Below are 25,331 nucleotides of genomic sequence, written 5' to 3' on the forward strand. Positions count from 1 at the left end.
CCGCTGTCGTCCCGGACAAGCGCGCAAAGCGCGCGCCGATCCGGGACCCATAACCCCAGGGAGATGTTTTGGGCACGATGGCCGACCGATCCCGCCCAGCCAATTCCGCCGCGGCGTATGGATCCCGGGTCAGCGTCCGCCAACGCTTTCGCGTTGCCGGACTTGCCCGGGACGACACCGAATATGGGGCGGCGGCGTGCGCCGACGAAGCGCGCAAGGTGAAGTGTCCACTATTGAGGACTGTCATGCTGCCAGCGGCGTCCGCCCCATCCTCGCTGTCGTCCCGGACAAGCGCGCAAAGCGCGCGCAGATCCGGGATCCATAACCCCAGGGAAACGTATGAGGCACCATGGCCGCCCGATCCCGCCCAGCCACGACCGCCACGGCGTATGGGTCCCGGGTCAGCTTCCGCCAACGCTTCGCGTTTGCGGACTTGCCCGGGACGACACCGAATGTGGGGCGGACGGCGAGGGCAGAAGAGCGGCAGCGGGCCGTTGGACCCCGGAGCGAGGGTTGAGCGTTGCTCGTTCGGGGCACCGGCGGCGGGGCCCGTGGAACCCGGACCAGCGACCCGTATAAATTCGGGGCGAAGTCGAAATATCAATCATTCTCAAGGGCTTGTGACTGTCATCCGACTGTCATCGAACCTTTATAAAAGCAGCATCGAGGCCCCTTAAAGCGGCCGGGGAAGCGCAATCGGGCGCACATGGCGCTTCGCTTCCCAAGCATGGAGACCAGCATGAACTTCGTCAAAGCACTCGTCGCTGCCGGCTTGGTCGCCGCATCGACGTCGGCATTCGCGGCCGACATCACCGGCGCGGGCGCGACGTTCCCGTTCCCGATCTATTCCAAATGGGCCGACGCCTACAAGAAGGAGACCGGCAACGGTCTGAACTACCAGTCGATCGGCTCCGGCGGCGGCATCAAGCAGATCCAGGCCAAGACCGTGACCTTCGGCGCCACCGACGCGCCGCTCAAGGCCGAGCAGCTCGAGAAGGACGGCCTGGTGCAGTGGCCGCAGGTGATGGGCGGCATCGTGCCGGTCGTCAACCTCGACGGCATCAAGCCGGGTGAGCTGGTGTTCGACGGCGAGACCCTCGCCAACATCTATCTCGGCAAGATCACCAAGTGGGATGACGCCGCGATCAAGAAGCTGAACCCGAGCGTGAAGCTGCCGTCCGACGCGATCGCCGTGGTCCGCCGCTCCGACGGTTCGGGCACCACCTTCAACTTCACCACCTACCTCTCGGGCGTCAGCGACGAGTGGAAGACCAAGGTCGGAGCCAACACCGCGGTCGAGTGGCCGGTCGGCGTCGGCGCCAAGGGCAATGAGGGCGTGTCGGGCAACATCGGCCAGACCAAGAATTCGATCGGCTATGTCGAATACGCCTATGCCAAGCAGAACAAGCTGACCTACACCGGTCTGGTCAACAAGGCCGGCAAGACCGTGCAGCCGACCGTCGAAGCCTTCCAGGCGGCTGCGGCGAATGCCGACTGGGCCAAGGCTCCCGGCTACTATGTCATCCTGGCCAACCAGCCCGGCGACAAGTCCTGGCCGATCACGGCGGCGACCTTCATCCTGATGCACAAGGAACCGACCGACAAGGCGGCTTCCGCCGAAGCCATCAAGTTCTTCAAATGGTCGTTCGAGAAGGGCGACAAGCTGGCCGAGGAGCTCGACTACATCCCGATGCCCGACAGCGTCGTGAAGCTGATCGAGAAGACCTGGTCGGCCGATATCAAGAGCTGATCCCGCTCATCGAAAGTGGCCCTCTCCCCGTCTCGGGGAGAGGGATCCGGACGGGCTTTCATCGTGTCAAAGAAACAGGGGGCTGAGTTGGCGGACATGGCCGTTCAATCCGAGGTCAGCGACATCGCTGCCTCTGCAGGGCCTTACGACCGCGCCCGCGCGCTGAGCGCGTTCAAGCTCGGCGACGTGACCTTCTACTGGATTACCCGTCTGTCGGCGATCTCGGTGCTGCTGATCCTCGGTGGCATCATCATCTCGCTGGTCATCGGCGCCTGGCCGGCGATGAAGGAATATGGCTTCCAGTTTCTGCTGACCAAGCGCTGGGCGCCCTCGGCCGATCCTCCGGTGCTCGGCGCGCTCGGTCCGATCTACGGCACGCTGGTGACCTCGTTCATCGCGATGCTGATCGCCATTCCGGTCGGTCTCGGCATTGCGATCTTCCTGACCGAGCTCTGCCCGCAATGGCTGCGCCGTCCGATCGGCATCGCGATCGAACTGCTCGCCGGCATTCCCTCCATCATTTACGGCATGTGGGGCTTCTTCGTGCTGGGCCCGTTCCTGGCCACCACGTTCCAGCCGTTCATGATCAGCCTGTGCGCCAACATCCCGGTGCTGCAGGACATCTTCGCCGGTCCGCCATCTTATCTCAGCCTGTTCAATGCCTCGCTGATCCTGGCGATCATGGTGCTGCCTTTCATCACCGCGATCTCGGTCGACGTGTTCAAGACGGTGCCGCCGGTTCTGAAAGAAGCGGCCTACGGCGTCGGCTGCACCACCTGGGAGGTCGTGCGCAGCGTCGTGATCCCGTACACGCGGGTCGGCGTCATCGGCGGCATCATGCTGGCGCTGGGACGCGCGCTCGGCGAGACCATGGCGGTGACCTTCATCATCGGCAACTCGTTCCGGATCTCGTCCTCGATCTTCGCGCCGGGGACCACGATCTCGGCGGCGATCGCCTCCGAATTCCAGGAGAGCGACGGGCTGCACCAGTCGAGCCTGATCCTGCTCGGTCTCCTGCTGTTCGTCTTGACCTTCTTCGTGCTCGCAGCGGCCCGCTTGATGCTGATGCGGCTCGAGACCAAGGCAGGGAAATAAGGTAATGACTGCCATCGAAGCTCAGCCCAATCCCGTCAATCCGATCTACACGCGTCGCCGCCGCACGGATATCGTGGTCCGTGGCCTCTGCGTCGCCGCCGCCGCGTTCGGCGTCACCTGGCTGGCGCTGATCCTGTTCACGCTGTTCTATAACGGTCTGGCCGGCCTCAGCCTGCAGGTCTTCACCGCCGATACGCCGCCGCCGGGGTCGAGCGAAGGCGGTCTGCGCAACGCCATCGTCGGCTCGGTCATGATGACCATCATCGGCGTCGGCATCGGTGCGCCGCTTGGTCTGTTTGCCGGCACCTATCTCGCTGAATATGGCCGCAACGACCGCCTGACCTCGGTGATCCGCTTCATCAACGACATTCTGCTGTCGGCGCCGTCGATCATCATCGGCCTGTTCATCTACGGTGCCGTGGTGGTGCCGATGGGCGGCTTCTCGGCGATCGCCGGCGCGCTGGCGCTGGCCGTCATCGTGATCCCCGTGGTGCTCAGAACCACCGAGGACATGCTGCTGCTGGTGCCCAATCCGCTGCGTGAGGCGGCCTCCGCACTCGGCCTGCCGCGCTCGCTGGTGATCCGCCGCATCGCCTATCGCGCGGCGCGCTCCGGCCTTATCACCGGCGTTCTGCTCGCGACCGCCCGCGTCGCCGGCGAGACTGCTCCGCTGCTGTTCACCGCGTTGTCGAACCAATTCTGGAGCATGAACCTCTCCAAGACGATGGCGAACCTACCTGTGACCATCAACAACTTCGTCCAGAGCCCGTATGCTTATTGGAAGCAACTGGCCTGGAGCGGAGCCCTCATCATCACTCTGGCCGTGCTCGCCTTGAACGTCGGAGCACGCATTCTCGGCGCCGAGAGGAACACGAAATGACCGAACTGTCCGTCTCCGTCAGTCAGCCCAATCACGCTTTGCATGGCCAGGTGCTCCCCGAGGCTCCGGCCAAGGTCACCGCGCGCAACCTCAACTTCTACTACGGCGACCATCACGCGCTGAAGAACATCAACCTGTCGCTCGGCACCAATCGCGTCACCGCGTTCATCGGCCCGTCCGGCTGCGGCAAGTCCACCTTGCTGCGCATCTTCAACCGGATGTACGACCTGTATCCGGGCCAGCGCGCGACCGGCCAGCTGATGCTCGACAACACCAACATTCTCGATCCCAAGCTCGATCTGAACCTGCTGCGCGCCCGCGTCGGCATGGTGTTCCAGAAGCCGACGCCGTTTCCGATGACGATCTACGAAAACATCGCCTTCGGCATCCGCCTCTACGAGAAGATCTCGAAGTCCGAGATGGACGACCGGGTCGAGAAGGCGCTGCGCGGCGGCGCGCTGTGGAACGAGGTCAAGGACAAGCTCAACGCCTCCGGCCTGTCGCTCTCGGGCGGCCAGCAGCAGCGGCTGTGCATCGCGCGCACCGTGGCGGTCAGGCCCGAGGTCATCCTGTTCGACGAGCCGTGCTCGGCGCTCGATCCGATCTCGACCGCCAAGGTCGAGGAACTGATCCAGGAGCTCGCCGAGAACTACACGATCGCGATCGTCACGCATAACATGCAGCAGGCGGCGCGCGTCTCCGACAAGACCGCCTTCATGTATCTCGGCGAGCTGATCGAGTTCGACGAGACCAGCAAGATCTTCACCTCGCCGAGCGATCGGCGGACCCAGGACTACATCACCGGCCGGTTCGGCTGACGCCGACGCATTGCCCTCAGGAGATCATCATGGCCAGTGAACATACCGCCAAGGCGTTCGACAGCGATCTGCAGGACCTGACACGGCTGGTGTCGGAGATGGGCGGCCTCGCCGAGCGGCTGATCGTCGATTCCGTCGATGCGCTGGTGCGGCGCGACGTGGCGCTCGGCCAGAAGGTGGTCGCCACCGATGTCGAGGTCGACAAGCTGCAGCGCATCATCGAGGAGCGTGCGGTGCTCACGATTGCCCGCCGCCAGCCGATGGCGGTGGACCTGCGCGAGATCGTCGGCGCGATGCGCGTGGCGACCGATCTGGAGCGCATCGGCGACCTCGCCAAGAACATCGGCAAGCGCGTCGCGGCGCTGGAAAGCGATTTTCACCCCTTGAAGCTGATCCGCGGCCTCGAGCACATGACCGATCTGGTGCAGTCGCAGGTCAAGACGGTGCTGGACGCCTATGCCGCGCATGATTTGCCGGCGGCGATGACGGTGTGGAAGGGCGACGAGGAGGTCGACGCCATCTGCACCTCGCTGTTCCGCGAGCTCCTGACCTACATGATGGAGGATCCGCGCAACATCTCGTTCTGCATTCACCTGATGTTCTGCGCCAAGAACATCGAACGGATCGGCGATCATGCGACCAATATCGCTGAAACCGTGTTCTATATGATCGAGGGCCAGCAGATCATGGACAAGCGCCCGAAGGGCGACATGACCAGCTTCGCGACCACGATCCCTGGCAACTGAGAGAGACGGTTCAGACATGGGCGCGCGAATTCTGGTGGTTGAGGACGAGGAGGCGCTGACGACGCTGCTGCGCTACAACCTCGAGGCCGAAGGCTACGAGGTCGAGACCGTGGCGCGCGGCGACGAGGCGGACACGCGCCTCAAGGAGCGCATTCCCGATCTCGTCGTGCTCGACTGGATGCTGCCGGGCCTTTCGGGCATCGAGCTGTGCCGGCGGCTGCGGGCGCGGTCCGAGACCAGGCAGCTGCCGATCATCATGCTGACGGCGCGCGGCGAGGAGAGCGAGCGCGTGCGCGGGCTCGCCACCGGCGCCGACGACTACATCGTCAAGCCGTTCTCGGTGCCCGAGCTGCTGGCGCGCGTGAAGGGCCTGCTGCGGCGAGCGAGCCCTGAGCGGCTCGCCACCGTGCTGTCCTATGGCGACATCGAGCTCGACCGCGAGAAGCGCCGCGTGGCGCGCTCCGGCCGGCCGATCGATCTCGGCCCGACCGAATACCGCCTGCTCGAATTCTTCCTCGAGCATCCTGGCCGCGTGTTCAGCCGCGAGCAGCTGCTCGACAGCGTCTGGGGCCGCGACATCTATATCGATGAGCGCACCGTCGACGTGCATATCGGCCGCCTGCGCAAGCTGCTCAATCCCGGCCGCGAGCAGGACCCGATCCGCACCGTGCGCGGCGCCGGCTACGCGCTCGACGACCGCTTCGCCAAGAGCGAGCAGGCGTCGTGAAGCGCGGCAAGCCTGAATAAGGAGATCCTGGTCCGCTTTTCGCCACGCCGCCGCCGTCTTGACCCTGTGTGCTGAACCATCCCTCACGATGATTCCGGTCCAGCGGACGCCCTTGATCAAGTCCCTCGTCATATGTCTGGCCGTGCTGCTCGGCAGCGTGGCCGGCGCCTCGGCCGCCGAGCTCGAGGACGCCGTCGCTGCCGCGGGCAGCGGACAGCACGCGGAGGCGCTGCGCCGATTGCAGCCGCTGGCGGCCAAGGGCGATGCGCGGGCGCAGTTCGATGTCGGCTTCATGCAGGCGTTCGGCTGGGGCCAGCCGCGCAACCCGGCCGGGGCGCTGGCCTGGTACCGCAAGGCGGCGGATCAGGGCCTTGCCGTCGCCCAGCACTATCTCGGCATCGCCTATGTCAATGGCGAGGGCGTCGCCTGCGACCCGCGCGAAGCCGTCCGCTGGTTCAGCCGCGCTGCCGCGCAGGGCTTCGCCCAGTCGCAATACATGCTGGGCCTGATGATGCTCGGCGGCCGCGGCGTGACGCAGGATCCTGTGCAGGGTTATGCCTGGCTGGTGATGGCCGGCCGCAACGGCGTGCGCTCGGCCGGCCGCGACGTGCAGCGCGCCAAGCTGACCGAGCCGCAGCGGCTGCAGGCCGAGACCATCATCACCAGCTGGAAGCCGAAATTCGAAGCGGCCGACGGCGGCATCGCCAGTCCGCGCGCCGAGCAGCTGCTCGGGCTCGACCGGCACATCGGCGAGGTCGTGGACCCGACCTCCTGGCCGGCGTCGTCGATCGGTGTCGTCACCGTCGCGCAGTATTCGACCGGCGGGTGGTGCACGGGCACGCTGATCGCGCCCCGCGTGGTGCTGACCGCCGCACATTGCGTGTTCAATGGCGTCGCGCAGGTCAGCCCCGGCAACGTCCGCTTCCTCGCCGGCATGAACCGGGGTACGCCGGCGGCCTCGTCGGTCGCCGACAAGCTGATCGTGGCCCCGGACTTCGTCCCGACCCAGCACGACAAATGGTCGCTCGACCGCTCGCCGGCCGATTGGGCGCTGATCATCCTGAAGGATCCGCTGCCGTCGAAGCCGGTCGCGGTCAAGGCGCTGACCCGCGAGGAGCTCGCGGCGGCGACGGCGGCCGGCACCATCTCCGAGATCGGCTACGGCCAGGAGCGCCGCTATTCCCCGACCGGCCAGCGCAATTGCAGCGCCGGCATGACCAAGGATGCCCGGCTGCTGACGGTGCATTGCCTGGCCAATTTCGGCTATTCGGGCTCTCCGATCATGGCCGAGGTCGGCGGCCAGCCCGCCGTGGTCGGCATCTTCTCCGCGTTCCACGAGGAGACCCGGCTGATGTTCGCCGCGCCCGCGAGCCAGTTCGAGGCGACGGTGCGGCGCGAGATCGCGGCGCAGAGCGCCTCGGCGCGGTGAGGGGAGCAGAGGAGGGCACGGCTGGTTATTGTTTGTGCGTGACCGGATAGCGGGTTGCCAAGGAACAAGGCTGGTCCGGGAGGTGCGGTGGCCGGCTCGCTGGATTCGCGGCGGCTTTTGCCGGCGGACAGCCCTCTTGCCGAATGGCGCGGGTCTTGCTCTCTTGGTGAGTATGACAATTTTCCCAATTGATCATCCTCGCCCCAGCCGCTCGGTTCCAGCCTGGCTCACCGCGGCCGGCGGCCGGACCACGGCGCTGCTGGCCGGCCTCGTTCTCGCCAATGCGCTCGCCTGGGCGTGGGCCTTCGCGCTCTACGCCGACCGGCCCGCCATCGTCGGCACGGCCATGCTGGCGTGGCTGCTCGGCCTGCGCCACGCGGTCGATGCCGACCACATCGCGGCGATCGACAATGTGGTGCGCAAGCTGGTGCAGGACGGCGACGCGCCGCGCGCAGCCGGACTCTACTTCGCGCTGGGCCATTCCAGCGTCGTCGTCATCGCCACCATCCTGGTGAGCCTCGTCGCCGGTGCGGACCTGCTCAGCGAAGACAGCGCGATCCGGGCGATCGGCGGAGCCATCGGCACCTCGGTCTCGGCAGGGTTCCTGCTGCTGATCGCCCTCGCCAACCTGATCCTGTTCGTGAACCTCTGGCGTCGCCCGGCGGATTCGCAAATTGACAAGGAAGGTGCCGGAAACGCCGGACGCGGCATCCTCATTCGCCTTCTCCGCCCCGTGCTGCGCATCGTGTCACGCGCCTGGCACATGTATCCGCTCGGGTTCTTGTTCGGCCTCGGCTTCGACACCGCAAGCGAGATCGGGCTGCTCAGCCTGTCTGCGACCGAGGCGGCCCGCGGCGCGAGCCTCGCCCATGTGCTGGTGTTCCCGGCGCTGTTCGCGGCGGCGATGGCCACGGTCGATACGGCGGACAGCATGCTGATGGTCGGCGCCTATCGCTGGGCGCTCACCGATCCCGCGCGCAAGCGGCGCTACAATCTGGTGATCACCGGCGCGTCGGTCGCGATTGCGGTCGTGATCGGCGGCATCGAAGCCGTCTCGCTGCTGGCGCCGCGGCTCGGCTTCGGCTCGATTGGCCTGGGCGATGAGGTCGGCAACCTCGGGATCGTCGTGGTCGGACTGTTCGGACTGATCTGGGCCGGGGCCATGCTGATCGGCCGCCGCCGTCGCGGCGCCGAGGACGCACCAGGCGAGGCGCTTGCCAGCATTCGCGCTGGGGCGCTAAACCCGGTGGCGCAACGGGGCCCGGCGCATGGCGCGGGATAGGAGCGGGACCGCACGATGGCCGGCTCGGAGGCGATGACCAGGATGCTGTGGCTGCAGGGCGCAAGCTGCGGCGGCTGCACCATGTCGATCCTGGAAAGCGGCGCCTCCGGCTGGTTCGACGAACTGCGCCAATCCGGCATCGATCTGATCTGGCATCCATCGGTCAGCGAGCAGACCGGCGACGAAGTCGCGGACCTGCTCGAGGCGATCCGCGATGGCCGCGAGCGGCTCGATCTGCTGGTGCTCGAAGGCTCGGTCGCGCGCGGGCCAAGCCTGAGCGGCCGCTTCAACATGCTCGCGGGCACCAACCGCTCGATCTATCACTGGCTGCTTGATCTCGCGCCGCTGGCGGACTACGTCGTCGCCGTCGGCAGCTGCGCCGCCTATGGCGGCATTCCCGCAGCCGGCGTCAATCCGACCGATGCGGTCGGGCTGCAGTTCGAGGGCAGCGACGTGGGAGGCGCGCTCGGTTCGGGCTTCCGCTCGAAGCGGGGATTGCCGGTGATCAACGTCGCCGGCTGCGCACCGCATCCCGGCTGGGTCATGGAGAGCCTGCTGGCGCTCACGACCGGCGATCTGAGCGGCGACGGCCTCGACGCCGTGGGACGTCCGACCTTCATCGCCAATCACCTCGCTCATCACGGCTGCTCGCGCAACGAGTTCTACGAGTTCAAGGCGAGCGCGGAAGTCATGTCGGAGCGCGGCTGCCTGATGGAGCATCTCGGCTGCCGCGCCACGCAGGCGGTCGGCGATTGCAATCAGCGTTCGTGGAACGGCGGCGGCTCTTGCACCAAGGGCGGCTATGCCTGCATTGCCTGCACTTCGCCGGGCTTCGAGAGCGCGCAGAACTATCTGCAGACGGCCAAGCTTGCCGGCATTCCCGTCGGGCTGCCGACCGACATGCCCAAGGCCTGGTTCGTGGCGCTCGCCGCGCTGTCGAAATCGGCCACGCCGCGGCGCGTACGCGTCAATGCCACAGCCGATCACGTCGTGGTGCCGCCGAGCCGCTCCGGCGACAAGCGCAGCCCATGACGCGGATCACGGTCGGACCTTTCAATCGTGTCGAAGGCGATCTCGAGGTTCGGCTGGACATCGAACGAGGCCGCGTCGCGCGCGCCGAGGTGACCGCGCCGCTCTATCGCGGCTTCGAGCAGATCCTGGAGGGACGGCCCCCGCTCGACGCGCTGGTGATCGCGCCGCGCATCTGTGGCATCTGCTCGGTGTCGCAGTCCATCGCCGCAGCCAGCGCGCTGCGTCAGGCCATGGGCGTGATGCCGGCGCCCAACGGCGTGCTCGCCACCAATATTGCCCATGCGGCCGAGAATGCCGCGGATCACCTCACGCACTTCTACATCTTCTTCATGCCCGACTTCGCCCGCGCGTCCTACGCCGCGCACGGCTGGCATTCCGCCGTGGCCGAGCGTTTCACCGCGACCAAGGGATCGGCTGCGCGCGACGCTCTGCCGGCGCGGGCGCGTCTGCTGGAGACGATGGGCGTCATCGCCGGCAAATGGCCGCACAGCCTCGCGTTCCAGCCGGGCGGGACGACGCGCGCCATCGAGCTCGGCGAGCGCATCCGGCTGACTGCGATCGCAGCGTCGTTCCGCGGCTTCCTCGAACGCGTGGTGTTTGCCGACAGGCTGGAGAACGTGCTTGCGCTGTCGACACCAGATGAGCTCGATCGTTGGCGCGAGGGACGCGATGGCGACTTCGCGCATTTCCTGCGGCTGGCCGACGCGTTGTCTCTCGCCGATCTCGGCAGGGGCCCCGGCCTGTTGATGAGCTTCGGCGCCTATCATGACGCTGATGGCGCCCGCTTCCGCGCCGGCATTCGGTCGCGCAGTGGAGCGATCGAGGCGCTGCCGGTTGCTGGTATCACCGAGGACGTGTCGCACGCCTGGATGCGCGAGACCTCGCTCGACCCGGCCGAGAGCCGCACGGTGCCCGATGCCGACAAGGCCGACGCCTACAGCTGGTGCAAGGCGCCGCGGCTGGCCGGCCAGCCGGTCGAGGTCGGCGCACTCGCACGACAGGCCATCGATGGTCAGCCGTTGATCTCGAATTTGGTTACGAGCGGCGGCAGCAATGTTCGCACCCGCGTCATCGCCCGGCTGATCGAGACGGCGCAGCTCGCATTGTCGATCGAAGGCTGGATCAAGGCGCTGCGCCTCAGCGAGCCGTTCTGCGCGAGCAGTGCCGACATCGCCGACGGTCACTTCGTCGGCCTCGTCGAAGCCGCGCGCGGCAGCCTCGGTCATTGGCTCGCGGTGCGGTCCGGACGGATCGAGCGCTACCAGATCATCGCGCCGACCAGCTGGAATTTTTCGCCGCGCGACGCCGAGGGTGTTGCAGGCCCGCTCGAGCAGGCGCTGGTCGGCACCGAGGTCGGCGATGCCGGCGCGCGCGCCGTCGGCATCCAGCACGTCGTCCGATCGTTCGATCCCTGCATGGTCTGCACCGCACATTGAGCGCGTCGCAACCGAAAAGCGGCGGGCGGTAACGAACTTGTCGGGTGCAAAGCGCGTGATTTCCGATTTCGCCGCGCGATCCCGGGCTCAGGTACTTGTTATGCTGCCACCTCCGCTTCAAGCATCTGGAATCATTATGATTCAAAACTGAGACGGATGCTGGCCCGCATCTTGCTGTCCCCTCTCGCCAGATAGCGATCAGATGATCGCCAACGCGATAGCAGGGGGAGGACTCATGGGCGCGGCAACCGAAACGTTTTACAGCGTGATCAGGCGCCAGGGCATCACGCGGCGCAGCTTCCACAAATTCTGCAGCCTCACGGCAACGAGCCTCGGCCTCGGTCCGCTGGCGGCGAGCCGCATCGCCAATGCGCTGGAGACCAAGCCGCGTACGCCGGTCATCTGGATGCACGGACTGGAATGCACCTGCTGCTCGGAGAGCTTCATCCGCTCGGCGCATCCGCTGGTGAAGGATGCGGTGCTGTCGATGATCTCGCTCGACTATGACGACACGATCATGGCCGCGGCCGGCCATCAGGCCGAGGAGATTCTCGAAGAGACCCGCGCGAAGTACAAGGGACAATACATTCTCGCGGTCGAGGGCAATCCGCCGCTCAACGAAGGCGGCATGTTCTGCATCGACGGCGGCAAGCCGTTCGTCGAGAAGCTCAAGCTCATGGCCGAAGACGCGATGGCGATCATCGCCTGGGGCGCCTGTGCCTCATGGGGCTGTGTGCAGGCGGCGAAGCCCAATCCGACGCAGGCAACGCCGATCGACAAGGTCATCACCAACAAGCCGATCATCAAGGTGCCGGGCTGCCCGCCGATCGCCGAGGTGATGACCGGCGTCGTCACCTTCATCACCACGTTCGGCAAGCTGCCCGAGCTCGACCGCCAGGGCCGGCCGAAGATGTTCTACTCGCAGCGCATCCACGACAAGTGCTATCGCCGGCCGCATTTCGATGCTGGCCAGTTCGTCGAGGAGTGGGACGACGAGGCCGCGCGCAAGGGCCACTGCCTCTACAAGATGGGCTGCAAGGGGCCGACCACCTACAACGCCTGCTCGACGGTGCGCTGGAATGGCGGGGTGTCGTTCCCGATCCAGTCCGGCCATGGCTGCATCGGCTGCTCCGAGGACGGCTTCTGGGACAAGGGCTCGTTCTACGACCGGCTCACCACCATCAAGCAGTTCGGCATCGAGCGCAATGCCGACGAGGTCGGCATGGTCGCCGCCGGTACCGTGGGCGCGGCGGTCGCGGCGCATGCGGCGGTCACGGCCGTGAAACGGCTCGCCGGCAAGCGCGACGACACCAAGCAAGATCATTAATCGAAATTCAGGGCAGGCAACGATGGGCATCCAGACTCCCAACGGCTTCAATCTCGACAATTCCGGCAAGCGCGTCGTGGTCGATCCGCTGACGCGCATCGAAGGCCATCTGCGCGTCGAGGTGAATGTCGATTCCAACAACGTGATCCGCAACGCGGTCTCGACCGGCACGATGTGGCGCGGCATCGAGACCATCCTGCGCAACCGCGATCCGCGCGACGCCTGGGCCTTCACCGAACGGATCTGCGGCGTCTGCACCGGTACCCACGCCTTGACCTCGGTCCGCGCGGTCGAGAATGCGCTGGGGATCATGATACCCGACAATGCCAATTCGATCCGCAACATCATGCAGCTCTGCCTGCAGGTGCACGATCATCTCGTGCACTTCTATCACTTGCATGCGCTCGACTGGGTCGACGTCGTCTCGGCGCTCAAGGCCGATCCGAAGGCGACCTCGGCGCTGGCGCAATCGATCTCAGACTGGCCGATGTCGTCGCCGGGCTATTTCAAGGACCTGCAGATCCGGCTGACCAAGTTCGTCGAGTCTGGCCAGCTCGGTCCGTTCAAGAACGCCTATTGGGGCCACGCCGCCTACAAGCTGCCGCCTGAAGCCAACCTGATGGCCGTCGCGCACTATCTGGAGGCGCTCGACTTCCAGAAGGAGATCGTCAAGATCCACACCATCTATGGCGGCAAGAACCCGCATCCGAACTGGCTGGTCGGCGGCGTGCCCTGTGCGATCAATGTCGACGGCACCGGTGCGGTCGGCGCCATCAACATGGAGCGGCTGAACCTGGTCTCGTCGATCATCGATCGCTCGATCGAGTTCGTGCAGAAGGTCTATCTGCCGGACGTCGCGGCGATCGGCTCGTTCTACAAGGATTGGCTCTATGGCGGCGGCCTCTCCGGCAAGAGCGTGATGTCCTATGGCGACATTCCGGAGAACGCGAACGACTATTCGGCCAAGAATCTCAAGTTGCCGCGTGGCGTGATCCTCAACGGCAATCTCAACGAGATCCTGCCGATCGACCACGGCGACCCCGACCAGATCCAGGAGTTCGTCACCCACTCCTGGTACAAATATCCTGACGAGACCAAGGGGCTGCATCCGTGGGACGGCGTCACCGAGCCGAACTATCAGCTCGGCCCCAACGCCAAGGGCACCAAGACCGACATCAAGGAGCTCGACGAGGGCGGCAAATATTCCTGGATCAAGGCGCCGCGCTGGCGCGGCAACGCGGTCGAGGTCGGCCCGCTGGCGCGCTACATCATCGGCTACGCGCAGAACAAGCCAGAGTTCAAGGAGCCGACCGACAAGCTGCTGAAGGCGCTGAACCTGCCGGTCACCGCGCTGTTCTCGACGCTCGGCCGCACCGCGGCGCGGGCGCTGGAATGCGAATGGGCGGCCAACCAGATGCGCTATTTCCAGGACAAGCTGGTGGCGCGCATCAAGGCCGGCGATTCCTCGACCGCGAACACCGAGAAGTGGAAGCCGGAGAGCTGGCCGAAGGAGGCCAAGGGCTACGGCTTCACCGAGGCGCCGCGCGGCGCGCTGGCGCACTGGATCAAGATCAAGGACACCAAGATCGATAACTACCAGTGCGTGGTGCCGACCACCTGGAACGGCTCGCCACGTGACCCCAAGGGCAATATCGGCGCGTTCGAGGCCTCGCTGATGGATACGCCGATGGCGGATCCGGAGAAGCCGCTGGAGATCTTGCGCACGATCCATTCGTTCGATCCGTGCCTGGCCTGCTCGACGCATGTCATGAGCCCGGACGGCCAGGAAATGGCGACGGTCAAGGTCAGGTAGGGCGGAGAAGCACCATGATGGATGCAGTTGCACGTCCAGCCGAGGCCGAGCCGAACCTCGCTGCGATCGCAGCCGACGCGGCCGGCGAGCACGCGGTCGGCCGTCCCACGGTTTATGTGTACGAAGCGCCCGTGCGCATCTGCCATTGGGTGAACGCGCTCGCGATCGTCGTGCTGATGATCACCGGCTACCTGATCGGAACGCCGCTGCCATCAGTCGAAGGCGAGGCATCGGCGAGCTTCGTGATGGGCTACATCCGGTTCACGCATTTCGCGGCCGGGCAGGTGCTGGCGGTGTTCTTCCTCGCCCGCATCTTCTGGGCCTTCGTCGGCAACCATCACTCCCGGCAGATCTTCTACATCCCGGTGCATCGCAAGCAGTTCTGGAAGGAAGTGCTGCATGAGATCCGCTGGTACGCCTTCCTGGAGCGCGAGCCGAAGATGTATGTCGGCCACAATCCGCTGGCGCAGACGGCGATGTTCACCGGCTTCACGCTGTTCGTCGCCTTCATGATCGTCACGGGATTTGCGCTCTATTCGGAAGGCGAGGGCATCGACAGCTGGCAGTACCGCCTGTTCGGCTGGGTGTTTTCGATCTGGCCGAACAGCCAGGATGTGCACACGTATCATCACCTCGGCATGTGGGCGCTGGTGATGTTCGTAACGGTGCACGTCTATGCCGCGATCCGCGAGGACATCATGTCGCGCCAGAGCATCATCTCCTCGATGGTCTCGGGCGAGCGGCAGTTCCGCGAGTGATGGGGATCATCGCGATGGGTGACGAGGCGAAACTGAACCGCATCCTGGTGCTCGGGATCGGCAACATCCTGTGGGCCGACGAGGGCTTCGGGGTGCGGGTGGTGGAGGAATTCCACCGCCGCTACGCCGTGCCCGACAATGTCACGATTCTCGATGGCGGCACGCAGGGGCTCTACCTCGTCAACTATGTCGAGGACGCCGACGGCCTGATCGTGTTCGACGCCATCGACTACGGACTAGCGCCGGGCGAGCTCAAGCTCGTCCGCGACGATGAGGTGCCGCGCTTCACCGGTGCCAAGAAGATGAGCCTGCACCAGACCGGCTTCCAGGAGGTCCTGAGCGCGGCCGATCTGCTCGGCCGCTATCCGCGCTGTCTGGCGCTGATCGGCTGCCAGCCGGCGGACCTCGAAGATTGGGGCGGGCCGCTCACCGAGCCGGTGCGCAAGCAGATTGCGCCGGCGATCGAACTGGCTTGTGCTGTGCTCGCCGCGTGGGGCGTATCGGCCGTGCCGCGACCGGAGCCACTTGCAGGCGACGCGCGCCTGCTCGCCAACGACATCGATCATCACAGCTACGAGATGCGGGCGGACCCGGCCGAGTAGCAGGGTTCAGCAAGGGAGTTCATCATGTGCCTCGGCCTGCCGATGACGATCGTGGAGACCGATGGCGTCTCGGCGCTGTGCAGCTGTGACGGCGAGATGCGGCGCGTCTCGGTGCTGCTGCTGTCGAATCCGCCTGTTGGCGCGAAGGTGCTGGTCTATCTCGACAACGCGGTGCGCCTGCTCGACGACGAGGAAGCGCGGCTGATCGGCGAGGCGCTCCGCGGCCTGCAGGCCGCGATCAATGGCGAGAACTGCGACGACTTCTTCGCCGACCTGGTCGGACGTGAGCCGGAGCTGCCTGAGCATCTGCGATAGCGCCCTCCGGCTCGCCAGACGCCTGTCGGGTAGCCGACAACAAAGTATCCATCAGAAAAGAAAGTTGTCGGCCTTCGTCTGCAAAGCAACTTTGCAAATTCCTTGCGCAGCTCTTAACGCGAATAAATATCTCCGATTTTTCTGATGTTTAGCGCGTTCGCTGGGGTGACGTCGTCTGGCACGTTGATTGCTGTCCATTCAGCACCCGACAATTGATAACCGGTCAGGAAGGAACATCCATGGAGATGCTGCAGCGTGATCCCGCGCGCGGGCGACGCGGGTTGCCGGAGGTCGATGCCGGCACCATCGATGCGTTTCTGGCTGACGTGGACCGCGCCGGTGCGGTCGCGGTGCTGCTGTCGGCCGGCGATCCCGCGCGATTTCCGGAGGCGCTCGACGTCGCCATCGTGTTGCCCGAGCTGATCGCGGCGTTCCAGAACCGTCTGCGCGGCGCGGTGATCGCGCGCGACGCCGAGGCCGTGCTCGGCGCGCGCTTCGGCGTGCGCGTGCAGCCGTCGCTGATCCTGTGCCGCGGCACCGATGTGCTCGGCGTGATCGCCAAGATCCAGGACTGGTCCGTCTATGTCGACCGCATCTCGCGTCTGATCGATCGCCCGATCGGCGCGGCTGCGACGGTCGTCGCCAGTATCGTCCCCGCCCACCAGCCCTCAGGAGCAGATCGATGAAGCCGGGATTCTGGATTGCGCCCGAAGGCGCCGAGCAGCCGGTCAGCGTGTTTCCGATCGGCGAGGAGGCGCTCGACAGCCAGTACAAGGGTCTGACCGCATCGGGCGCCCTGGCCAAGCTCGCCACCCTGGACTCCGAGGCGCTTGCGCGCAGCTGCCCACGCGCGGTCGACCTGCTGTCGACGATATCTGCTGCGATGGCCGGCCAGACCGCCGATGCGCCGACGCAATTGTTCCGGCTCGAAGGCCTCAACGATCTCGAACGCCGGCTGATCGACGACGTGCTCGGCGAGGGCGAGGTGGCCGGTGTCGTGGCGCTGCCCGACGGGAGGCTGGCGCAGATCCAGGAGTCCGTGCTGGCGGGCTTGTGGCGGGTGCGGCTGGAGGCGGATGAGAGCCACGACTACATCGAGATCGGGGCCGTTCCGGAGATCGTCACGCGCGCCGCAGCTGATCTCACTGCCGGTGACATCATCATCGGGCCTGCGCCCGAAGGGACGATGAATGCGCTGCCGGTGCTGGCCGAGATCCGCGAGCGTGCGCTGTCCTGGAAGCCCGGCCAGCGTTCGCAGACCATCAACTTCACACTGCTGCCGATGAGCCCGGCGGACATGAGCTTCCTGCAGCAGACGCTCGGCAACGGCCCCATTCAGCTCGTGTCGCGCGGCTACGGCACCTGCCGCGTGCTCGCGACCGGCGTGCGCCATGTCTGGTCGGTACAGTTCTTCAACGCCATGGACACGATCATCCTCGACACGCTCGAGGTCGGCGGCGTCCCCGTCGTCGCGCTTGCCGCGCCCGAGGATTTCGAGGATTCCGCCGAGCGCCTGAGCCAGATCATCGAGGCCTATTTCACATGACCGCCGGCTTCGAGAATTTCGGTGTCCGCAGCGACCTCGCCGACGATGTGCTGCTGGAGTGCGGCATCTGCTGGACGCGCTACGACCCGGCCGAGGGTGACGGCGTCGCGCAGATTGCGCCGGGCACGCCGTTTTCGGCCCTGCCGGACGACTGGCATTGCCCGAACTGCGATGCGCCGAAGGCCAAGTTCATGGCGGTCGAGTCATGACCGCCGCCGCGGCCGGGCAGGGGACTGCTGAGGATGCGCCCGCCGCGTGGGGCGAGCGTCTCGCCTGCGCCTATCGCGAGATCGGCGCCCGCACCATGCGTGAGCTGCCGATCTATCACGATGCGCTCACCGTCGAAGCCGTCGGCTTCACCTGCTTTCAGGGGCGCACGATCGGCATCGTCATCACGCCCTGGTTCATGAACGTCGTCACTCCGGTCGAGCAGGGCATTGCCGGATCGTCCGTGACGATCGCCCTCCCGGCAGGCGCATTCGCATTCACGATCGGCGACATCGCCGGGATCCGAGGGATCGCGAGCTGCTCGCTGTTCTCGCCGATGTTCGAGTTCGAGGACATGGCGGCGGCCCGCACCGCTGCCGAGGCCGCAATGGCCACGCTGATGACAGCGCCCGATGACGCGGCGCCGCCAGCGCGCAAGACCGAGCGCGCGATCGATCGCCGCGCCTTCCTGCGCGGCACCCTCGCGGAGAGCCGTCCATGACGCTCGCCTTCCGCAATCATATCGATATCACGCTCGCGGTCGCCGACCAGGTGATCACCGGCGTCGATATCCTGCCGCGCACGCGGCCGCCGCTCGGACGGTTGTTTGCCGGCAAGCCGGCCGAGACGCTGCTGGCGGCGCTGCCGCGGCTGTTCTCGCTGTGCGCCACTGCGCACCAGGTTGCGCTGCTGTCGGCTCTGGAGGCTGCGCGCGGCGAGCAGGCCACCCCACTGACGCGCCATCGGCGCATCAACGCCGTCATCACCGAGCGTTTCGCCGAGCTGCTGCGCGGCCTGCTGCTCGGGCCGCTGGCGGGGGATCCCGGCGCGCTGCGCCTGGCGCCGGAGCTCCTCCAGGCCGTTGCATCCCTGCAGGGCTATTCTGGTCGGCCTGCGTCGAGGCCGCGCGCCGAAACCTTGTCACAGATCAAAATGGGCCTGGGGGCTCTCGGCATAAACTTCGCGATGGAGTTTGCCTCGCCGGGAACTCCACTCGCATTGGTGATGGGGACGGTCCAGGAGGCCGCCGAGGATGGAGGATGGAGGCACATGCCATCACCGCATGGCGTGCTGTCGGCCGCCGACGATCGCGCGGTCGTCTCCCGGCTGATGGATGCGGGCACCGTCTTTGCGGAGAGCCCGGAGCTTGATGGTCGCGTCCCGGAGACCGGCGTCTGGGCCCGGCAGCCGGTGCGCGGCAGCTCTCTCGACGCTGGGCCGGTCGAACGGCTGTCGGCCAAGGTTGCGGAGATCGCCGCGCTGCTGCGCTGGATCGAGGCCGGCGAGGCCGAGGATGCAGCGGCCGATCGTGATGTCGTTGCCAGCTATGCGCTCGGCGCCGGCCGGGGCGGGGCGGCGGTCGAATGCGCGCGTGGCCGGCTGCATCATGTCGTCGAGCTGGATGCGCAAGGCGTGATCGCGCGGTTCGAGTACCTGGCACCGACGGAATGGAATTTCCATCCCCGCGGGCCGGTCGTGCGCAGCCTGACCGGCGCCGCGCTGCGCTGCCCCCGGGATCACGACGCCATCCGCACGATGGTCGGCGCGTTCGATCCGTGCGTCGGCTATCGCCTGGCGGTGCGGGAGATGGCCGATGCATGAGATGGCGCTGTGCGAGGGCATCGTCGAGATCGTCGAGCAGGAGGCGCGCAAGGGCGCCTTCGCGAAGGTGAAGACCGTGTGGCTGGAGATCGGCGCGCTGAGCCATGTCGCGCCGGAGGCGCTGCGGTTCTGTTTCGAGGCCGTCACGGCCCATACGATCGCGCGCGGCGCGGCGCTGGAGATCATCGAACAGAAGGGCACGGCCTGGTGCCTCGGCTGCTCGCGCAGCGTCGAGATCAGCCAGCGCTATGAGGCCTGCCCCGAATGCGGCAGCCATCAGCTGCAGGTGACGGGCGGCGAGGACATGCGGGTCAAGGAGCTGGAGGTCGAGTGATGTGTACGGTGTGCGGCTGCGGTGACGGCAAATCCTCGATCGAAACCGGTGATCACCATCACGATCACGGCGATCACCATCATCATGCTCACGGACATGATCACAGTCATGATCATGTCGGGCACCACCACGGTCATCACCACCATGATCACGACCACGACCACGATCATGGTCATGGTCACCATCATCACGACCATGATGATCATGGGCATGACCACCACCACGCGCATGGCTCTGCCGATCACATCGACTGCTCGGCCAACCCGGCCGGCCAGGAGGTTGCCGGCCTGTCGAGCGGGCGTATCATCCAGATCGAGCGCGACATCCTCGGCAAGAACAACCGTCTGGCGGCGGAGAACCGCGCGCGCTTCGCTGCACACGACGTGCTGGCATTCAACTTCGTCTCGAGTCCAGGCGCCGGCAAGACATCGCTGCTGGTTCGTGCCGTCTCGGACCTCAAGCAGAGCCGTCCGGTCGCGGTGATCGAGGGTGATCAGCAGACCTCCAACGATGCCGAGCGCATCCGCGCCACCGGCGTGCCAGCCATCCAGATCAACACCGGCAAGGGATGTCATCTCGATGCGGCCATGGTCGGCGAAGCCTATGGCCGGCTGGCGCCGCTGCGCGGCGGCCTGCTGTTCATCGAGAATGTCGGCAACCTCGTCTGTCCGGCTGCCTTCGATCTTGGCGAGGCCTGCAAGATCGTGGTGTTCTCCACCACCGAGGGCGAGGACAAGCCGCTCAAATATCCCGACATGTTTGCAGCGTCTGCGCTGATGCTGATCAACAAGATCGATCTGGCGCCGGTGCTCGACTTCGATCTCGCGCAGACCATCGAATATGCCCGCCGCGTCAATCCGAAGATCGAGGTGCTGACAATCTCTGCCAAGACCGGCGAAGGCTTCTCCGCGTTCTATGCCTGGATCCGGAAGCAGGCGGACAAGATGCGTGCCGGCGTGCTGGGCGCGGTACAGGGATGAGCATGCCGGGCCCGACATTGGCGACGGATCGCACGCGCCTCAGGCTCCGCATTCGCGGTGCCGTGCAGGGCGTGGGCTTTCGTCCCTATGTTCATGGCCTGGCCACGCGCCATCGCCTCGGCGGCTTCGTCGCCAATGACGCTGACGGCGTCGTCATCGAGGTCGAGGGTGAGAACGTCGTTTCGTTCGTCGAGGCGCTGCCGCGGCAGGCGCCGCCCTTGGCGCGCATCGATGACATCGCCGTCGAGACGATCGCGGCCGAGGCAAGTGCGGATTTCCGGATCAACGCGAGCATCAGTGGGCGGGTGACCACCCGCATCGTTCCGGACGCCGCCACCTGTCCGGCTTGCCTCGCCGAGCTGTTCGATCCCGGCAGCCGCTTCCACCTCTATCCCTTCGTCAACTGCACCCATTGTGGCCCACGCTTCACCATCGCCGAATGCCTCCCTTACGACCGTGCGGCGACCGCGATGAAGCGCTTTCCAATGTGCACGGCCTGCCGCGCCGACTACGAGGATCCCGCCGGGCGCCGCTTCCATGCCGAGGCGATCTCCTGTCCCGACTGCGGGCCGCGGCTGAGCCACGCGGTGGGCGACATTGCGGCCGCAGTTGCTGACGGCAGGATCGTCGCCATCAAGGGGCTCGGCGGCTATCAGTTGCTGTGCGATGCTCGCCGCGAGGAGACGGTTCAGCGGCTGCGTATGCGCAAGCAGCGCGATGGCAAGCCGTTTGCGGTGATGGTGGCCTCGGCTGCGGTTGCATCCGGGATTGCCGAGATCGATGCAGCCGAGCGCGTCGTGCTGGAGCAGGTCGCGCGGCCGATCGTGCTGGTGAGATCGCGCCACGTCGTCGCGCCGTCGGTCGCGCCGGGTCTCACCAGGATCGGCGTCATGCTGCCGGTCGCGCCGCTGCATCATCTGATCTTCGACGCGCTCCGCGCGCAGGACTGCGAGACCGCGTGGGCGCTGGTCTGCACCAGCGCCAATCCGAGCGGCGAGCCGCTGCTGACCGACAATGACGAGGCGCTGACTGGGCTGGCAGATATTGCAGATCTGATCGTCACCCACGACCGGGATATCGTCATCCGCGCCGATGATTCCGTGCTCGCGGTGACATCCGGCGTTCCCCGTTTCATCCGGCGTGCCCGTGGCTTCGTGCCAGAACCGATCCGGCTGCCGCGCGTCATGCCGCCGGTGCTCGCGGTCGGCGCGCAGCTGAAGGCGACGGTCACGGTGACGCGCGGCGACGAGGCGTTCGTGTCGCAGCATCTCGGTGATCTCGACACGGCCGCCGCGATCCGCTTCTTCGAGGAGACCATCCGCCATCTCACTTCCATCCTCGACGTTGAGCCGGTGGTGATCGCGCATGACCTGCATCCAGACATGGCGTCGACGCGGTTCGCGCATGCGTACGGCCTGCCGACCTTCGCCGTCCAGCACCATCATGCCCATGCCGCGTCGGTCATCGCCGAGCATGGATTGCGCGAGCCCGCGCTTGCGCTGGTGCTCGATGGCTACGGCTATGGCAGCGATGGCGGCCCCTGGGGCGGTGAGCTCTTGCTGTGCCACGGAGCCAGCTTTCAACGTCTCGGACACCTCGCGCCATTGAAGATGCCGGGCGGCGACCGCGCCGCGCGCGAGCCCTGGCGCATGGCGGCGTCCGTGCTGCACGAGGCCGGGCGTGGCGGCGACATTGCATCGCGCTTTGCCGCTCAGCCTCAGGCGCGGCATCTGCCGATGCTGCTGGAGCGCGCTGATGTGCCGGTCACGACCAGCGCTGGCCGGCTGTTCGATGCGGTGGCCGGATTGCTCGGTGTCAGTACGATCCAGAGCTACGAGGGCGAGGCCGCCATGAAGCTCGAGGCGCTGGTGCGTGCGCCGTCGACGCTGGCGCACGGCTGGATCATCGAGGATGGCGTGCTGTCGCTGCGGCCGCTGCTGACCTATCTGATCGAACGTGATCTGCATGCCGTCGATGCCGCCGAGCTCTTTCACGGCACGCTGTCTGCCGCCTGCGTCGACTGGATCGCGGCAGCGTCGCGCGCGACCGGCGTCGGCAGCGTCGTGCTGGCTGGCGGCTGCTTCCTCAATGCTCATCTCTCGGACGAGATCGTCCGCGGCTGCGTTGCGGCCGGGCTCAAGCCGCTGCTGCCGCGGCGATTGCCGCCCAATGACGGCGGTCTGAGCCTGGGCCAGGCCTGGGTCGCAGGCCTGCAACTCGGCGAACAACAAGCTATGCCCGGAGGGATCGTCTGATGTGCCTGGCCATACCTGCTGAGGTGATCAAGCTGTTGCCTGACGACATGGCGATCGTGTCGATCGACGGCGTCAGCAAGGAGGTCTCGGTCGCGCTGATCGAGGAGATCGCCGTCGGCGACTACGTCATTCTCCATGTCGGCCACGCGCTCACAAAAATTGATCCGGAAGAGGCACGCGAGACGCTCGATCTGCTCCGGCAGATGGGCGCAGCGGCGGCGGAGGTTGCGCCATGAAATATGCCGACGAGTTTCGCGACAAGGAGCTGGCCATGGGGCTGGCGCGCGCGATCCGTGCCAAGGCCGACCCGGCGCGCGCCTATCGTTTCATGGAGTTCTGCGGCGGTCACACCCATGCGATCGCGCGCTACGGCCTGGAGGACATGCTGCCGGACAACGTCCGCATGATCCACGGCCCCGGCTGTCCAGTCTGCGTGCTGCCGGCCGGCCGCATCGACATGGCGATCGCGCTGGCCACGCGGCCCGAAGTCATCCTCTGCGTCTATGGCGATCTCATGCGGGTGCCCGGCTCGCGCGGCTCCTCGCTGCTGAAGGCGAAGGCGCGCGGCGCCGACATCCGCATGGTGTATTCGACCTTGGATGCGATCGCGCTGGCCGAACAGAATCCGGGCCGCGAGATCGTGTTCTTCGCCATCGGCTTCGAGACCACGACGCCGCCGACCGCGGTGATGATCCGGGCCGCCGAAAAGAAGCGGTTGACGAATTTCAGCGTGTTCTGCAACCACGTGCTGACGCCGCCGGCGATGCGCGCGATCCTCGACAGCGACACGCCGATCGAGATCGACGGCTTCGTCGGACCGGCCCATGTCTCGACCGTGATCGGCACCGAGCCCTACGCGCCATTCGCGCGCGACGACGGCAAGCCGGTCGTGATCGCGGGCTTCGAGCCGCTCGACATGATGCAGGCGATCCTGATGCTGATCGAGCAGGTCAATGACGGCCGGCACGAGGTGGAGAACCAGTATCGCCGCGCGGTCACCGGCCGCGGCAATGGGCGCGCCATCCGAGAGATGGCCGAGATCTTCGAGCTCCGCGAGGAGTTCGAGTGGCGCGGCCTCGGCAGCATTCCGTCGAGCGCATTGAAGCTGCGGCCGGCCTTTGCGCATCTCGATGCCGAGCTGCGCTTCGCCATGTCCGAGCGCGTCGTCGCCGACAATCCGGCCTGCGAATGTCCGGCGATTCTGCGCGGGCTGAAGAAGCCGGTGGACTGCAAACTGTTCGGCACGGCGTGCACGCCGGAGACGCCAGTCGGCTCGTGCATGGTGTCGTCGGAGGGCGCCTGCGCGGCGCATTGGACCTATGGCCGCTTCCGCGACCATCAGCGGAGGCTTGCATCATGAGCATGCACCAGCGCCGGCTCGACCTCAAGAACGGCTGTGTCGATCTCTCGCACGGTGCCGGCGGCCGCGCGATGGCGCAACTGATCGCCGGCCTGTTCCATGAGGCCTTCGGCAATGAATGGCTGGCGCGCGGCAACGACCAGTCCGCTTTCGATGTCGCGGCCGGCCGCATGGTGATGACAACCGACGGCTATGTGGTGTCGCCGCTGTTCTTCCCCGGCGGCAATATCGGCTCGCTCGCGGTGCACGGCACCGTCAACGACATTGCGATGGCAGGCGCCAAGCCGCTCTATCTGTCGGCCAGCTTCATCATCGAGGAGGGATTTTCATTCGCGGATCTGAAGCGGATTGCCGACGCGATGGGCCAGGCCGCGCGCGATGCCGGCATCGCGATCATCACCGGCGACACCAAGGTGGTCGAGCGCGGCAAGGCGGATGGCGTGTTCATCTCGACCGCCGGCGTCGGCGTCGTGCCTGACGGGCTTGACCTCTCGGCCGACAAGGCAAGGCCGGGCGATCGCGTGCTGCTGTCCGGCAGTCTCGGCGACCACGGCGTCGCCATCATGTCGAAGCGGCAGAACCTGACCTTCGACACCGAGATCGTCTCCGATTCCGCCTCGCTGCATGGTCTGGTCGCCGACATGGTGGCCGCCGGCGGCAATGGCATCAGGCTGATGCGCGACCCGACGCGCGGCGGGCTCGCGGCCACGATGAACGAGATCGCGCAGCAATCCAATCTCGGCTTCCGCCTGCAGGAGGAGGCCATCCCGGTGAAGCCGGCCGTGGCCGCAGCCTGCGAACTGCTCGGGCTCGATCCGCTTCACGTCGCCAATGAGGGCAAGCTCGTTGCGGTCGTCGCGCCGGAGGTCGTCGGCGCCGTGCTCGCCGCCATGCAGGCGCATCCGCTCGGACGCGACGCCGCCGAGATCGGCGAGGCCGTCGGCGACGATCACCGCTTCGTCCAGATGGCCACGAGCTTCGGTGGCGGCCGCATCGTCGACTGGCTGTCGGGCGAGCAGCTGCCGCGGATCTGCTGA

26 protein-coding genes are annotated in these 25,331 nt (G+C 66.3%); all 26 read left to right on the forward strand.

Annotation, left to right across the window (positions count from 1 at the left end; translation table 11 throughout):
* Positions 1–739 precede the first annotated feature (739 nt).
* Positions 740–1,750 (forward strand): phosphate ABC transporter substrate-binding protein PstS, encoded by a 1,011-nt coding sequence (gene pstS / locus QQL87_RS35440; protein ID WP_284423734.1) that lies wholly within the window; start codon positions 740–742, stop codon positions 1,748–1,750.
* A 96-nt stretch (positions 1,751–1,846) separates the two neighbouring features.
* Positions 1,847–2,845: a phosphate ABC transporter permease subunit PstC gene (gene pstC / locus QQL87_RS35445; protein WP_284423735.1), complete on the forward strand. Its 999-nt coding sequence runs from the start codon at positions 1,847–1,849 to the stop codon at positions 2,843–2,845.
* 4 nt (positions 2,846–2,849) lie between these two features.
* On the forward strand, positions 2,850–3,725 hold the full coding sequence (gene pstA, locus QQL87_RS35450; protein WP_284423736.1) for a phosphate ABC transporter permease PstA: 876 nt from the start codon (positions 2,850–2,852) through the stop codon (positions 3,723–3,725).
* Positions 3,722–4,543, forward strand: a complete 822-nt coding sequence (gene pstB, locus QQL87_RS35455; RefSeq protein WP_284423737.1) for a phosphate ABC transporter ATP-binding protein PstB — start codon at positions 3,722–3,724, stop codon at positions 4,541–4,543. The genes pstA and pstB overlap by 4 nt, the downstream gene beginning before the upstream one ends.
* Before the next feature lie 29 nt (positions 4,544–4,572).
* The gene (gene phoU / locus QQL87_RS35460) at positions 4,573–5,289 is read left to right on the forward strand and encodes a phosphate signaling complex protein PhoU (RefSeq protein ID WP_284423738.1); all 717 of its coding nucleotides are present in this window, start codon (positions 4,573–4,575) and stop codon (positions 5,287–5,289) included.
* Between the two features lie 16 nt (positions 5,290–5,305).
* Positions 5,306–6,016, forward strand: a complete 711-nt coding sequence (phoB, locus tag QQL87_RS35465) for a phosphate regulon transcriptional regulator PhoB (RefSeq protein ID WP_284423739.1) — start codon at positions 5,306–5,308, stop codon at positions 6,014–6,016.
* 112 nt (positions 6,017–6,128) lie between these two features.
* On the forward strand, positions 6,129–7,445 hold the full coding sequence (locus QQL87_RS35470) for a trypsin-like serine protease (RefSeq protein WP_284423740.1): 1,317 nt from the start codon (positions 6,129–6,131) through the stop codon (positions 7,443–7,445).
* Between the two features lie 172 nt (positions 7,446–7,617).
* A complete protein-coding gene (locus tag QQL87_RS35475; protein WP_284423741.1) occupies positions 7,618–8,727 on the forward strand; it encodes a HoxN/HupN/NixA family nickel/cobalt transporter in 1,110 nt (369 codons plus the stop codon).
* 15 nt (positions 8,728–8,742) lie between these two features.
* Positions 8,743–9,759 (forward strand): NADH-quinone oxidoreductase subunit B family protein, encoded by a 1,017-nt coding sequence (locus tag QQL87_RS35480; RefSeq protein WP_284423742.1) that lies wholly within the window; start codon positions 8,743–8,745, stop codon positions 9,757–9,759.
* The gene (locus QQL87_RS35485) at positions 9,756–11,195 is read left to right on the forward strand and encodes a nickel-dependent hydrogenase large subunit (protein WP_284423743.1); all 1,440 of its coding nucleotides are present in this window, start codon (positions 9,756–9,758) and stop codon (positions 11,193–11,195) included. Before QQL87_RS35480 ends, QQL87_RS35485 begins: the two co-directional genes overlap by 4 nt.
* A 235-nt stretch (positions 11,196–11,430) precedes the next feature.
* On the forward strand, positions 11,431–12,522 hold the full coding sequence (locus QQL87_RS35490) for a hydrogenase small subunit (RefSeq protein ID WP_284423744.1): 1,092 nt from the start codon (positions 11,431–11,433) through the stop codon (positions 12,520–12,522).
* A 22-nt stretch (positions 12,523–12,544) separates the two neighbouring features.
* Positions 12,545–14,335: a nickel-dependent hydrogenase large subunit gene (locus QQL87_RS35495; RefSeq protein ID WP_284423745.1), complete on the forward strand. Its 1,791-nt coding sequence runs from the start codon at positions 12,545–12,547 to the stop codon at positions 14,333–14,335.
* Between the two features lie 14 nt (positions 14,336–14,349).
* Positions 14,350–15,093 carry a Ni/Fe-hydrogenase, b-type cytochrome subunit gene (gene cybH / locus QQL87_RS35500; protein ID WP_284423746.1) on the forward strand — a complete coding sequence of 248 codons (744 nt, stop codon included), beginning with the start codon at positions 14,350–14,352 and terminating at the stop codon, positions 15,091–15,093.
* A gap of 14 nt (positions 15,094–15,107) precedes the next feature.
* Positions 15,108–15,695 carry a HyaD/HybD family hydrogenase maturation endopeptidase gene (locus QQL87_RS35505; RefSeq protein WP_284423747.1) on the forward strand — a complete coding sequence of 196 codons (588 nt, stop codon included), beginning with the start codon at positions 15,108–15,110 and terminating at the stop codon, positions 15,693–15,695.
* 24 nt (positions 15,696–15,719) lie between these two features.
* Entirely contained in the window at positions 15,720–16,010 is a 291-nt protein-coding gene (locus tag QQL87_RS35510) for a HypC/HybG/HupF family hydrogenase formation chaperone (RefSeq protein WP_284423748.1), read from the forward strand.
* A gap of 239 nt (positions 16,011–16,249) precedes the next feature.
* Positions 16,250–16,696, forward strand: a complete 447-nt coding sequence (locus QQL87_RS35515) for a thioredoxin domain-containing protein (RefSeq protein WP_284423749.1) — start codon at positions 16,250–16,252, stop codon at positions 16,694–16,696.
* A complete protein-coding gene (locus tag QQL87_RS35520) occupies positions 16,693–17,556 on the forward strand; it encodes a hydrogenase expression/formation protein (protein ID WP_284423750.1) in 864 nt (287 codons plus the stop codon). The genes QQL87_RS35515 and QQL87_RS35520 overlap by 4 nt, the downstream gene beginning before the upstream one ends.
* Entirely contained in the window at positions 17,553–17,765 is a 213-nt protein-coding gene (locus QQL87_RS35525; RefSeq protein WP_284423751.1) for a rubredoxin, read from the forward strand. Before QQL87_RS35520 ends, QQL87_RS35525 begins: the two co-directional genes overlap by 4 nt.
* The gene (gene hybE / locus QQL87_RS35530; protein WP_284423752.1) at positions 17,762–18,265 is read left to right on the forward strand and encodes a [NiFe]-hydrogenase assembly chaperone HybE; all 504 of its coding nucleotides are present in this window, start codon (positions 17,762–17,764) and stop codon (positions 18,263–18,265) included. Before QQL87_RS35525 ends, hybE begins: the two co-directional genes overlap by 4 nt.
* Positions 18,262–19,365, forward strand: coding sequence for a nickel-dependent hydrogenase large subunit (locus tag QQL87_RS35535; RefSeq protein ID WP_284423753.1), 1,104 nt, complete (start codon positions 18,262–18,264; stop codon positions 19,363–19,365). The genes hybE and QQL87_RS35535 overlap by 4 nt, the downstream gene beginning before the upstream one ends.
* Positions 19,358–19,699, forward strand: a complete 342-nt coding sequence (gene hypA / locus QQL87_RS35540; protein ID WP_284423754.1) for a hydrogenase maturation nickel metallochaperone HypA — start codon at positions 19,358–19,360, stop codon at positions 19,697–19,699. The genes QQL87_RS35535 and hypA overlap by 8 nt, the downstream gene beginning before the upstream one ends.
* Complete coding sequence (gene hypB, locus QQL87_RS35545; RefSeq protein ID WP_284423755.1) at positions 19,699–20,679, forward strand: hydrogenase nickel incorporation protein HypB; 981 nt, start codon at positions 19,699–19,701, stop codon at positions 20,677–20,679. The genes hypA and hypB overlap by 1 nt, the downstream gene beginning before the upstream one ends.
* Positions 20,676–22,934 (forward strand): carbamoyltransferase HypF, encoded by a 2,259-nt coding sequence (hypF, locus tag QQL87_RS35550; RefSeq protein ID WP_284423756.1) that lies wholly within the window; start codon positions 20,676–20,678, stop codon positions 22,932–22,934. The genes hypB and hypF overlap by 4 nt, the downstream gene beginning before the upstream one ends.
* On the forward strand, positions 22,934–23,170 hold the full coding sequence (locus QQL87_RS35555) for a HypC/HybG/HupF family hydrogenase formation chaperone (RefSeq protein WP_284423757.1): 237 nt from the start codon (positions 22,934–22,936) through the stop codon (positions 23,168–23,170). Before hypF ends, QQL87_RS35555 begins: the two co-directional genes overlap by 1 nt.
* The gene (gene hypD, locus QQL87_RS35560; RefSeq protein WP_284423758.1) at positions 23,167–24,294 is read left to right on the forward strand and encodes a hydrogenase formation protein HypD; all 1,128 of its coding nucleotides are present in this window, start codon (positions 23,167–23,169) and stop codon (positions 24,292–24,294) included. The genes QQL87_RS35555 and hypD overlap by 4 nt, the downstream gene beginning before the upstream one ends.
* Positions 24,291–25,331, forward strand: coding sequence for a hydrogenase expression/formation protein HypE (gene hypE, locus QQL87_RS35565; protein WP_284423759.1), 1,041 nt, complete (start codon positions 24,291–24,293; stop codon positions 25,329–25,331). The genes hypD and hypE overlap by 4 nt, the downstream gene beginning before the upstream one ends.

This window comes from Bradyrhizobium sp. SSBR45G, from assembly GCF_030159255.1.
In the GTDB taxonomy this organism is placed as follows: domain Bacteria; phylum Pseudomonadota; class Alphaproteobacteria; order Rhizobiales; family Xanthobacteraceae; genus Bradyrhizobium.